This window comes from Ignavibacteria bacterium (genome assembly GCA_016873775.1).
Classification (GTDB): domain Bacteria; phylum Bacteroidota; class Ignavibacteria; order UBA10030; family F1-140-MAGs086; genus JAGXRH01.
In genome coordinates this window covers 1-11800 of sequence record VGWC01000076.1, presented here as the reverse complement: position 1 = coordinate 11800, position 11800 = coordinate 1, and the positions used below count along the sequence as shown (strand labels likewise).

Here is an 11800-nt window from a genome sequence, read left to right as displayed (position 1 = left end):
TGAACCGAATTATGTCGGAACAAAAATCACTACAGAAAAAACTGACGACGTGCAAGTAACGATGAAAGAAATTGATGGTGAAGACGGCGCGGTTTTAATTATGAATTAGGAAGGAAGAATAAGAAAATATGGAAACTAAAAAAGAAATAAATAATACTTTGCGATTACCAGTCGTTTCGCACGGAGCTGAATTTTTAGTTCAAGGTTATTTGATGCGGAGAAATATTTTGACTTACAAAGCACCTCCAAATAATGAAGGATATGATTTAATATGTATTCATCCGAACCCAAGAAAAACAAAAAAACAAATTCGCATTCAAGTGAAAAGTCGTTATCAAACAGATTGCGATAGAGGATTTCCTGTAAAAGAGAAATCTTTTTCTGCGTTTGATTACGTAATTGTTGCATTCTTAAACATAGGTTACTTTATGGGAAAGTACAAAAAAGGAAGTCCATCAAAAATAGGAATGCAGAATGTTGAGTTCTATACACTACCATTAAAGTTCATCCGAAAACACCACGACAAATCTTCTACTTGGGAAAAAGTACGAATAAAAAACATAGACGTAGAGAGGTACAAAAATGAACGTGGGTTTGAACTAATTGCAAAAGATTTAGGAATTGATTATCCAAACAAATAAAATTTTGTTGAAACTTTGTGCCTTCGTGACTTTGTGGTGAAAAAATAAAACCACTAAGGCACAAAGAACACTAAGAAACACTAAGTAAAAATCTCAACTACTAACATACTTTTTACTCAACTACTTTTTTCAATGACAGAAACACCAACACCAAAACTTCATATCAATCATTTACTCGGAATGGAAAATGTTTCGCGGGAAGATATTACGCTGATGCTCGATACGGGAATGTCGTTTCGCGAAGTGCTGGAACGTCCGATAAAAAAAGTGCCGACGCTCAACGGCAAAACGATTGTCAATTTATTTTTTGAATCGTCCACACGCACGCGCATTGCATTTGAACTTGCCGAGCGGCGACTTTCTGCTGACGTAGTGAATTTTGCTGCGTCGGGAAGCAGCGTGAGTAAAGGCGAAACGTTCAAAGACACGGTGAAAAATATCGAAGCGATGAAAATTGATATGATTGTTGTGCGCCACGAATCGCCGGGAGTTCCGTTGTTTCTCACGCGCATTTCAGACGCAACAATTATCAATGCGGGAGACGGAGCGCACGAACATCCCACGCAGGCATTGCTCGATATGATGACGCTGCGGGAAAAATTCGGAACGCTCGATGGTTTGCGCGTGGGCATTGTCGGCGATATTTCTCATAGCCGCGTTGCGCTTTCCAATATTTACGGACTGAAAACAATGGGTGCAAAAGTTTCTTTGTGCGGACCTAAAACCATGATGCCGAAATTCATCGAGCAACTTGGCGTGGAAGTGTTTCACAACATTGACGACGTGATTCCGAATGTTGATGCTTTGAACGTGCTGCGTATTCAACGCGAACGATTGCACGCGGTGTTGTTTCCATCGAATGAAGAATACAATAAATATTTTGGCGTAACAAAAAAGCGTTTGGAAAAAGCGCGAAAGCCGATTACGATTTTACATCCCGGTCCAATCAATCGCGACGTAGAAATTTCTGCTGACGTTGCGGATAGTGAACATTCGTTTATTCTCCATCAGGTGTTGAACGGCGTTGCGGTGAGAATGGGAATACTTTTCTTGTTGGGAACAAAAGGAAAAGCAAATTGAAATTTTAGATTTTACATTTTAGATTTTAGATTGAAAATGAATTCATCATACTTATTCAAAAACGCTCACGTCATTGACCCGTTGACAAAAACAGATGAAATAACTTCTGTGCTTGTTGAAAACGGGAACATCAAGAAAATTGCAAAGAAAATTTCTACAGAGAAAAATACGCGGGTGATTGATTGCAACGGAATTATTCTCGCGCCGGGATTTTGCGATATGCACACGCATTTACGCGAACCGGGATACGAGCACAAAGAAACAATCGAAACGGGATTAACCTCTGCGGCGAACGGCGGATTTACTGCTGTTGCTTGTATGCCGAATACAAATCCCGCTGTTGATTCTGCCGCAACAGTTGAATATATAAAATCGCAAGCGAGAAAAAGTGTTCCTGCCGTTGAAGTATTTCCGATTGCTGCTGCTACGAAATCACGCGAGGGAAAAGAACTTTCTCCCATTGCAGAACTTGCCGAAGCCGGTGCTGTCGCTCTTTCTGATGATGGAAGTCCGGTGGAGAATGCAGATTTGGTTCGAAGAATTTTGGAATACGGCTCAATGTATAATTTGCCGTTTATTCAACATTGCGAAGATAAATCGCTTGCGGGAAAAGGTGTAATAAATGAAGGATTTATTTCGACTACGCTGGGAATGTCAGCAATTCCGCGGCTTGCAGAAACGACAATGTTGCAACGCGATGTGCAAATTGTTGAATATGTAAAAGGAAAATACCACGCCGCGCATTTGAGTGTGAAAGAATCAATTGAAATAATGCGGCAAGCAAAGAAGAAAAAGTTAAACGTAAGTTGCGAAGTTACGCCGCATCATTTTTCATTGACGGATGAGGAAGTTCGTTCGTTCAATACAAATACAAAAATGAATCCGCCATTGCGAACACAAGATGATGTAGATGAGTTGCTCGTTGGTTTGCATGACGGAACAATTGATGTGATTGCCTCTGACCACGCGCCGCATTCAATTGACGAAAAAGATGTGGAATATATTTATGCGCCGTTTGGTATTGTTGGATTTGAAACAACGATTGGACTTTGTGTTACAAAACTAATCGAAACAAAAACTCTTACGTGGAAACAATTAATTGATAAACTTTCTGTGAATCCGAGAAAAATTCTTTCACTTCATGAAATAAAAATTGAAGTCGGAGAAAAGGCAAACTTCACGTTGATTGATGCAAAAAAAGAATGGACTGTAGATGTGCAGCAATTCAAATCGAAATCCAAAAACTCTCCGTTCGATAAATGGAAGCTGAAAGGAAAAGCAATGGGGATTTATAATAACGGAATGTATATTGAGTCAAAATAAATTACTTAGTGAACCTTAGTGTTCTTCGTGTCTTAGTGGTTTTTATTATTTGCCACGAAAACACAAAGGCACGAAGTTGAAAAAATAAAAACGTGAATTACAACACATACCAAAACCCACTCATCACTCGCTATTCATCGAAGCGAATGGTGGAATTATTTTCCGAGCAAACAAAATTTGAACTCTGGCGAACAATTTGGATAACGCTCGCTGAAACGCAAATGGAACTTGGTTTAACTTCCATTCGCAAAGAACATATTGATGAGTTGAAGCAATTTGCAACGAACATCAATTACGATGTCGCCGAAGCGAAGGAAAAAGAAATTCGCCACGATATAATGAGTCACGTGTTTGCATTCGGAAAACAATGTCCCAATGCAGAACCGATTCTTCATCTCGGCGCAACGAGTTGTGATATTGTTTGCAATGCAGAACTCTGGCAAATAAAACGCGCATTGCAATTCATAAAAGAACAACTTATCGGCGTGTTGCGAAATCTTGTTCAATTTTCCGAAACACACAAAGGACTTGTTACGCTTGGTTACACGCATTATCAACCGGCACAACCGACAACAATCGGAAAACGCTCAACGCTCTATATTCAAGATTTATTGTTCGATTTGGATTCACTCGAATTTGTCGAAGACAAAATTTTGAAAGCACGCGGTATCAAAGGAACAACGGGAACGCAAGCAACATTTTTACAACTTTTCAACAGTGATGAAAAAAAAGTGAAAGAACTCGATAAACGTGTTGCGCAAGAATTAGGATTTGATGCAACATATTTTGTAACGGGACAAACATATCCGCGCAAAGTTGATGCAAAAGTTTTGGAAACACTCGCGGGAATCGGAACAAGCGCGCACAAATTTGCTGTAGATTTGCGTTTGCTTTCCAACTTGCAAATTATGGAAGAGCCGTTTGAAAAGTCGCAAACAGGTTCATCGGCAATGGCTTACAAACGCAATCCGATGCGCTGCGAACGAATGACAAGTTTGGCGCGAATGTTATTTACAAAACCAACAAACGCATATCAAACCGCTGCCAATCAATGGCTCGAACGAACGCTTGATGATTCTGCAATTCGCCGCATTGATATTCCCGAATCTTTTTTGCTTGCCGATGCTGTGCTGATTTTATATGCAAACATTACGAGTAATTTAGTTGTGTATGAAAAACAAATTGCAAAACATTTACAACGTGAACTTCCTTTTCTTGCAACGGAAGAAATTTTGATGCGTTCAGTTGCAAAAGGAAAAAGCAGACAAGAAATTCACGAGCGAATAAAAATGCATTCGAAAGAAGTTGCAAAGAAAATGAAACTTGAGGGTGAAGAAAATTCTTTGTTTGAACTTATCGCAATGGATAAAGAAATTCCAATCGCACAAGAAGAACTCGATTCGCTTTCACAGAATCCAAATCTTTTTGCCGGAAGAGCAGAACATCAAGTGGAAGAATATCTGAATGACGTTGTGAAACCGAAATTGAAGAAGTATGAAAATATATCTTCAATCGAATCGAGTGTAAACGTATAAAAAACATTCCGTGAAATTCGTGGCAAACAATGCTTGAAAATTACCCCGGTAGAATTATCATCGTTGGAAAAACTATTGACGAAAATGTTTTTGCACTGTATGCACTTACGGGACGTTCAGAATCAAGTCACGCAAGAAAATTGATTCTCGATGAACAAGAAAAAACAATATTCGTTGTTCCAACGGACGAAACTATTGTAAATAAAGGCGACAGAGAACTACTCATTTATCCGGCAATGTGGTGGAAAAAAGGAATCGTCGTCAGCAATGGAAAACAAACGAGTTCAATCATTGAAACAATTGATAACGTAGTGTTGAGCGCAGAGAAACGAAGTCGAAACACAAAAGATATTTTGCAACAAGCATTAACGCATTGGACTTATGAACCCGATGAACCGCATTTCACACCGCGTATTTCCGCTTGTATCAGCGAAACCGGTAGTGAATGTACTTTCAGTATTTTAAAACGAAATGACAATGGGCGAGAAGAAAGATTATTTTTTTATGTTCAATTACAAACAGGGAATGCAAAATATATTTCGACATACAACGGTGAATATATAAACCCACTTCCATCATTTGTTGGTGAACCGAGAGAAATTATTTTACAATCTTCGACTCCGAAAAATTTATGCGAAGAAGTGTTTGTAATGTTGAACGAAGAATTTCGTGTTGCTATCGCGTGCGTGATGATGAATTATAAAACGAATTTTTTTGAAACATATATTATAAACAACAAAACTAAAATCTTATGAAACGTGTAACAGGAATCGGTGGAATATTTTTCAAATGCGATGATATTCAACAACAAAAAGAATGGTATCGCAAACATTTAGGAATTGAAAGCGACCCGTACGGAGCAATGTTCGAGTGGCGCGATGTAGATAATCCGGATATAAAAGGAACTACGGTTTGGAATCCGTTTAAAAAAGAGACAGACTATTTTCTTCCAAGCACAAAAGAAACGATGATCAATTATCGCGTGGAAAATCTTACGGAGTTATTGAAAACACTGCGCGAAGAAGGTGTTGAAGTAATTGACAAATTTGAAGAATACGATTTCGGAAAATTCGGCTGGATAATGGACCCGGAAGGAAACAAAATTGAATTGTGGGAACCCGTTGACGAAAAAATGAAATAATGTTTACTTCTATGGAATTACTTTTTACATCAGAATTCTGGATTGCGCTACTCACGCTCACTTCGCTTGAAATCGTTTTGGGCATTGATAATATTATCTTCATTTCTATTCTCACGGGAAAACTTCCAACTGAACAGCAACCGAAAGCGCGTATCATCGGACTTGCGCTTGCAATGATTATGCGCGTCGCACTTCTTTTTTCCCTAACATGGGTAATGAAACTTACATCTCCGCTTTTTGGCGTATGGGGAAATGAAATTTCAGGACGTGATCTGATTCTTATTCTCGGTGGATTATTTCTTCTTGCAAAAAGTACGCATGAAATTCACGCAAAACTCGAAGGCGCAGAATCAACAACACAAATCGTAGCATATTCCTTCGCAAACGTTATCATTCAAATCACGATGCTCGATATTGTCTTTTCTCTCGATTCTGTTATCACTGCAATCGGAATGACAAATCAAATTGGAATTATGATTACCGCCGTAATTGTTGCAGTACTCTTTATGATGCTCTCTGCTACTTCTATCAGTAATTTTGTTGAACGCCATCCGACAGTAAAAATGCTTGCGTTAAGTTTTCTCCTTCTCATTGGAGTAACTCTCATCGCAGAAGGATTTGACCAACACATTTCAAAAGGGTATATCTATTTTGCAATGGCATTTTCCGTTTTTGTCGAAATGCTCAATCTCAAACTTCGAAAAAAAGTTTCAACGCCAGTAAAACTTCGTTCACCAATCGAATAATGTATTCTCACAATGGAACGTTTAATAACAGTTAGAACACAGAAAGATATTTTTTCTCACTATCACAACACACCGGTTGAAAAACTTCTCGAATATCACAATCTCGACAAAGAATTTGTGCCGTATGAAAAAGCAGAATTACTTGTTGGGATGTGTATGGATAATCGCAAGCAGTTGCACATTCCGAATAACTTCGCATTTATTTTACGAAGCGGCGGAGCAAATTTTCGGAACAATGAATTCAAAGTTTCGTACGCAATTTCCATCGGCGATGTAAAAGCGTTTGCGCTTATTTGCCATAACAATTGTGGAATGGTGAATTTGATTTCGCGCAAAGAAAATTTTATCAAAGGACTTGTGGAAAACGCAGGATGGAGTCGCCACGATGCAGAAGAACATTTTTGGCATCACGCACCGCAATTTGAAATCGGCAATGAGATTGATTTTGTTCTTGGTGAAGCGCAGCGTTTGCGATTTCGTTATCCAAAAATCCTCATTGCACCGCTCTTCTTCAATGTTGACGATAACTTGTTGTATCAAATCAAAGAATAATGCCCACTGATATTTCCAATCTCAAAAAAGTTTATCGCACGGCAACTGCGAGCGAACAATTTCCGGAATTCATTGAAATGAATTTCGGAAATGGAATGAAAAAATATTCCCGTGTCAAATGGAATGATAACGACGGAAATATTTTTCCGATGCGGTACGGAACAAATCCCAATCAACCGTGCGCATTTTATAAAGAAGTCGGAAATGAAAACACTCCGCTTGGTTCATTGCGATTTTTGAAAATGGGAAAAGGCGGACCATCGCTTACCAACTTACAAGACATTGAACACGCACTGCAAATTTTAAAATATTTTCCGCAACCCGCTGTTACGATTATGAAACATTTGAACCCAAGCGGAGTTGCAGTTCAACAGAATAAAAACGTTTCGCTCAAAACATTATTTCAACAAGCGAGAAATTGCGATGAGCGTGCTGCATTTGGCGGAGTGATTGTGTTGAATACAAATGTTGATGCTGAAACAGCGGATGAAATAATGAAAAGTTTTTTTGAGGTTGTTGCCGCGCCTTCGTTTAATGATGAAGCGCTCGAGATTCTTCACAATACAAAACGCTACGGAGTGAACAAAGATATTCGCATTGTTACATTTTCACATCTCGATTCACTTCCAAAATTTGATGGCGACGATGTGAAAGATTTCATCGTACCGAAAATGTTTGCCGATGGTTCGGTTGCGTTGGAAATTCCATTTGTAACTTCTATTCGTTCAAAAGAAAACCTTATTCTCGATGCCGGAGTTGGTGATGTTTCCATCAAACGATTTCCAACGGAAAAAGAAATTGAAGATATGCTTACAGCGTGGTACATAACAATCAATGTTCGCTCGAATGCAATCGTGTTTGTAAACAATGGAATTACAATTGCAATTGGCACGGGACAACAAGAACGCATCGGTGCAGTGGAACAAGCAATTGCAAAAGCAAAACAAAAAGGACATTCACTCGTTGGTTTCGCGATGGCAAGCGATGCTTTTTTCCCAAGCAGAGATTCTATTGATGCTGTTGCGAAAGAAGGAGTAACTGCAATTATTTTCCCCGGCGGCTCTATCAACGATGCAGAAATTATCAAAGCCGCAAACGAACACAACATTGCGCTTGCAATTACGGGAGAACGATGCTTTGCGCATTTTTAGGATGAAAGATTGATAAAACAACGACCACTACCAACTTGTCATTCCCGCGAAAGCGGGAATCCAAATTACCGATATAGAAAACAATCGTAAATAAAAAATATTATTTGAAATTATGTGGCAAATAGAAGTAAGACACAAAGGATTGAACAAATATCGCCTTATCAGAGGTTCAGATAAATATATCGTTGAGCAAAAGGCAGAAGCTCAATTAGCAACTTGGAACGAGATGTGGGCAAAAAAAATACAAAACCTTGAGGCAAGAGAAAAAACAGAAGAAGCACAACAAGCAATTGGAGAATTAGAAAATATTTTAGATCATACTCTTTCGATAAACGATGCAATTATCTGGGAAACTCTTAAAGATCGGTCAGATTTTACAAAACCAAAACCCCTTAAACCTGTATTATTGACAAAACCGAAATTATTATATTTTCCATGGGAGCCAAAAGAGACTGGTTTCAAATATCAACCAGAGTTTGGTTTTCTTGATAAAGTATCATCGTCAAGAAGACAAAGAAAATTAGATGAAGCAAAAAATAATTTTAAATTGGACTATGAAAAATGGGTAATAGAAAAAGAAGAAGTAATTAAGCTAAATGAAGAACGAAACAAACAATTCGAGGATGAAACGAATAAAATAATAGAAGAGTATCAATTAGAATTGCAAATGTGGGAAGTAGAAAAATTGGAATTCTTGAATAATCAAAAGGAGAAAAATGAACTAATTGAAAAGAGAAAAGAAGAATACATTAGTAAAAATAGAGATGCTATTGTAGATTATTGCGAGATGGTTTTATCGAATTCCAAGTATCCAGATTATTTTCCACAAGAGTTTGAACTTGATTATAATTCAGAATCTCAAATCTTAATAGTTGATTATTCTTTACCGATACAAGAAGGTTTACCAAAAATTAAAGAGGTAAAGTATAATCAATCCCGCGATGAAGAAGTTGAAGTTTTTTTGCCAGAAGCAACGCTTAACAAACTTTATGATAGTGTAGTTTACCAAATTTGTTTGCGAACAATTCACGAGTTGTTCGAAGCAGATGTCGCTGGGGCAATAAAATCTATTGTGTTTAATGGTTGGGTTGAATCGATAGATAAAGGAACTGGAAAGCCAATCAATGCGTGCATAATTTCCTTGCAAACCAGCAAAGAAGAATTTCAATCAATTGACCTCTCAAAGATTGAACCGAAAACTTGTTTTAAAACGCTAAAAGGTATTGGAAGCTCAAAACTTCATTCTATAACTCCGATTGCGCCTGTACTTCAAATAAATCGAGAAGATAAAAGATTTATTTCTTCATATGAAGTTGCTAATTCTTTAGATAATACCACAAATCTTGCCGCAATGGATTGGGAAGATTTTGAACATTTGATACGAGAGTTGTTTGAAAAAGAGTTCAAACAAACTGGCGGAGAAGTAAAAGTAACACAAGCAAGTCGAGATGGAGGAGTTGATGCTGTTGCTTTTGACCCTGACCCAATTCGTGGAGGTAAAATTGTAATACAAGCAAAACGTTACACAAATACAGTTGGAGTCTCTGCAGTAAGAGACCTTTTTGGAACGGTAATGAATGAAGGTGCAACTAAAGGAATTCTTGTTGCAACTTCTGATTATGGGCCTGACGCTTATGAGTTTGCAAAAGGAAAACCATTGACTCTACTCAACGGTGGAAATCTTTTAAATTTACTTGAGAAGCACGGACATAAAGCAAAGATAGATTTGAAAGAGGCAAAACAAATTTTGGCTGAAAAAGAGAAATGAAAACTGTATTGGATTCCCGCTTTCGCGGGAATGACAATTGAACAAGAAATGTATAAATGGAAAAACGGTACTACGTTTATATTTTAGCAAGTAAGAAAAACGGAACACTTTATACTGGTGTTACAAATAATTTGATTCGCAGAGTTGATGAACATAAACGAAATATCGTCAAAGGATTTACTGAAAAGTATAACGTTCACAACCTTGTGTATTTTGAAGAATGGTTAGATATTCGTGAAGCAATCACAAGAGAAAAGCGAATAAAGAAATGGCGACGACAATGGAAAGTAGAATTGATAGAAAAAGAAAATCCAGAGTGGTTGGATTTATTTCCAAAGTTAATAGCATAAATGGATTCCGTGACAAGCACGGAATGACAAGTACTACTCCAAACTTAAATTGAACATGAACAAACACGAATTACAAAATATTATACAGAAGCAACTCAACAAAACACTCGACAGCGCGTTCATTCCCGAACTCGTAACGAAGAAAAATTATTATCGCGGAAAGGTGAGAGAAAATTATTCTCTCGCCGATAAGCGATTGATGATTACGACCGATAGAATTTCCGCGTTCGATTATGTTCTCGGAACAATTCCGTTCAAGGGACAAATCCTCAACGAGATTGCAGCGCACTTTCTCGAACAAACAAAATCCATTGTCCCGAATGCACATCTCGCCTCTCCCGATGTCAATGCGTTTTTGGTGAAGGAAGCATCGCCGTTTAAAATCGAAGCGATTGTCCGCGCGTACATTACGGGAAGTATGGCGCGCGATTATTTCGATGACGGCAAAAAAACAAAATGCAGTATTCCTCTCGCAAAATATCTGAAACACAACAAACGCAACGAGCTACTCAAAGAATTACTTTTTACGCCGACAACAAAAGCCGACACGGGGCACGATGAAGATATTTCCGAAGATGAAATTGTGAAACAAAAACTTGTTTCGGTTAAGCAACTGAAAACAATCAAAGAGAAATCGTTTGCATTGTTTCGCTTTGGTGAACAATTTGCCGCGAGCAGAAATTTACTTCTCGTGGATACAAAATTTGAATGGGGAATGGATGCGAAGGGAAACCTGATGGTGATTGATGAAATTCTCACGCCGGATTCATCACGGTATTGGTATGCGGATTCGTATGAAAAACTGTTCAAAGAAAATAAATCGCAAAAAGAATTGTCGAAAGAATTTTTACGCCAGCAACTTATCGAAAGCGGTTATGATATTCACGGCAACAACGCGCCGATACTGACGGAAGAAATGCGTATCAACACATCATTGCGTTACATTGAACTGTACGAACAACTTCTCGGAAAAGAATTTATTCCTTCTACTGAATTTTCACCGCGACGATTATGCAACAATTTGAAAGCGAACAGAATTATCAAAGGTTATTTTGTTGCGCTCATTGCCGGAAGTCCCGCAGATGATGAACATTGCAAAAAAATTCTGAGTGAATTGAACAAGCGCGGCATTCCGAATGAGTATAGAATTTGTTCTGCGCATAAAGAACCGGAACGACTTGCGAAAATGCTCAAGGAATATGACGCAAGTATCGAGCCGCTTGTGTATGTAACGGTTGCGGGGAGAAGTAACGGACTTTCCGGCGTAACAGCGGCGAACACAAAATTTCCAGTGATTGCTTGCCCGCCGTATTCTGATAGATTTGGCGGCGCGGATATTTTTTCCACCTTGAGAATGCCGAGCGGTGTTCCCGTGATGACTATTACCGAACCGGAAAATGTCGGCTTCGCAATTCAAAAAATGTTTGCGATGTATGATGAAACGTTGCTCGAAAAAACTTCCGTTGAACTTTCGGCGATGAAGAAACGCAATGAAGATGCAGATGGAGAAAGA

The 11800-nt window shown here is 38.4% G+C and carries 12 protein-coding genes; all 12 read left to right on the top strand.

Translation table 11 applies throughout. The features are described 5' to 3' along the window. The first annotated feature begins 212 nt into the window (after positions 1-212). Entirely contained in the window at positions 213-641 is a 429-nt protein-coding gene (locus FJ218_09505; protein MBM4167135.1) for a hypothetical protein, read from the top strand. A 132-nt stretch (positions 642-773) separates the two neighbouring features. After that, positions 774-1721: an aspartate carbamoyltransferase catalytic subunit gene (locus FJ218_09500; GenBank protein ID MBM4167134.1), complete on the top strand. Its 948-nt coding sequence runs from the start codon at positions 774-776 to the stop codon at positions 1719-1721. Between the two features lie 36 nt (positions 1722-1757). Then, the gene (locus FJ218_09495) at positions 1758-3044 is read left to right on the top strand and encodes a dihydroorotase (GenBank protein ID MBM4167133.1); all 1287 of its coding nucleotides are present in this window, start codon (positions 1758-1760) and stop codon (positions 3042-3044) included. Between the two features lie 92 nt (positions 3045-3136). Then, positions 3137-4579, top strand: coding sequence for an adenylosuccinate lyase (locus FJ218_09490; protein ID MBM4167132.1), 1443 nt, complete (start codon positions 3137-3139; stop codon positions 4577-4579). 29 nt (positions 4580-4608) lie between these two features. Beyond that, positions 4609-5334, top strand: coding sequence for a hypothetical protein (locus FJ218_09485; protein MBM4167131.1), 726 nt, complete (start codon positions 4609-4611; stop codon positions 5332-5334). After that, positions 5331-5720 carry a VOC family protein gene (locus FJ218_09480; protein ID MBM4167130.1) on the top strand — a complete coding sequence of 130 codons (390 nt, stop codon included), beginning with the start codon at positions 5331-5333 and terminating at the stop codon, positions 5718-5720. Before FJ218_09485 ends, FJ218_09480 begins: the two co-directional genes overlap by 4 nt. An 11-nt stretch (positions 5721-5731) precedes the next feature. Beyond that, positions 5732-6466, top strand: coding sequence for a TerC family protein (locus FJ218_09475; protein MBM4167129.1), 735 nt, complete (start codon positions 5732-5734; stop codon positions 6464-6466). A 12-nt stretch (positions 6467-6478) separates the two neighbouring features. Then, positions 6479-7018: a carbonic anhydrase gene (locus FJ218_09470; protein MBM4167128.1), complete on the top strand. Its 540-nt coding sequence runs from the start codon at positions 6479-6481 to the stop codon at positions 7016-7018. Further along, positions 7018-8169, top strand: a complete 1152-nt coding sequence (locus FJ218_09465; protein MBM4167127.1) for an IMP cyclohydrolase — start codon at positions 7018-7020, stop codon at positions 8167-8169. Before FJ218_09470 ends, FJ218_09465 begins: the two co-directional genes overlap by 1 nt. Positions 8170-8281: 112 nt before the next feature. Then, positions 8282-9937: a restriction endonuclease gene (locus tag FJ218_09460; protein MBM4167126.1), complete on the top strand. Its 1656-nt coding sequence runs from the start codon at positions 8282-8284 to the stop codon at positions 9935-9937. A 56-nt stretch (positions 9938-9993) separates the two neighbouring features. Next, the gene (locus FJ218_09455) at positions 9994-10287 is read left to right on the top strand and encodes a GIY-YIG nuclease family protein (GenBank protein ID MBM4167125.1); all 294 of its coding nucleotides are present in this window, start codon (positions 9994-9996) and stop codon (positions 10285-10287) included. A 55-nt stretch (positions 10288-10342) separates the two neighbouring features. Then, the coding region (locus FJ218_09450; protein ID MBM4167124.1) for a hypothetical protein at positions 10343-11800 on the top strand (1458 nt) is incomplete at its 3' end.

What these genes read in the sequence shown, in the direction of transcription:
- FJ218_09505 (MBM4167135.1), top strand. Translation starts at nt 213, where the DNA reads ATGCGGAGAAATATTTTGACTTACAAAGCACCTCCAAATAATGAAGGA.
- FJ218_09500 (MBM4167134.1), top strand. Translation starts at nt 774, where the DNA reads ATGACAGAAACACCAACACCAAAACTTCATATCAATCATTTACTCGGA.
- FJ218_09495 (MBM4167133.1), top strand. Translation starts at nt 1,758, where the DNA reads ATGAATTCATCATACTTATTCAAAAACGCTCACGTCATTGACCCGTTG.
- FJ218_09485 (MBM4167131.1), top strand. Translation starts at nt 4,609, where the DNA reads ATGCTTGAAAATTACCCCGGTAGAATTATCATCGTTGGAAAAACTATT.
- FJ218_09480 (MBM4167130.1), top strand. Translation starts at nt 5,331, where the DNA reads ATGAAACGTGTAACAGGAATCGGTGGAATATTTTTCAAATGCGATGAT.
- FJ218_09475 (MBM4167129.1), top strand. Translation starts at nt 5,732, where the DNA reads ATGGAATTACTTTTTACATCAGAATTCTGGATTGCGCTACTCACGCTC.
- FJ218_09470 (MBM4167128.1), top strand. Translation starts at nt 6,479, where the DNA reads ATGGAACGTTTAATAACAGTTAGAACACAGAAAGATATTTTTTCTCAC.
- FJ218_09465 (MBM4167127.1), top strand. Translation starts at nt 7,018, where the DNA reads ATGCCCACTGATATTTCCAATCTCAAAAAAGTTTATCGCACGGCAACT.
- FJ218_09460 (MBM4167126.1), top strand. Translation starts at nt 8,282, where the DNA reads ATGTGGCAAATAGAAGTAAGACACAAAGGATTGAACAAATATCGCCTT.
- FJ218_09455 (MBM4167125.1), top strand. Translation starts at nt 9,994, where the DNA reads ATGGAAAAACGGTACTACGTTTATATTTTAGCAAGTAAGAAAAACGGA.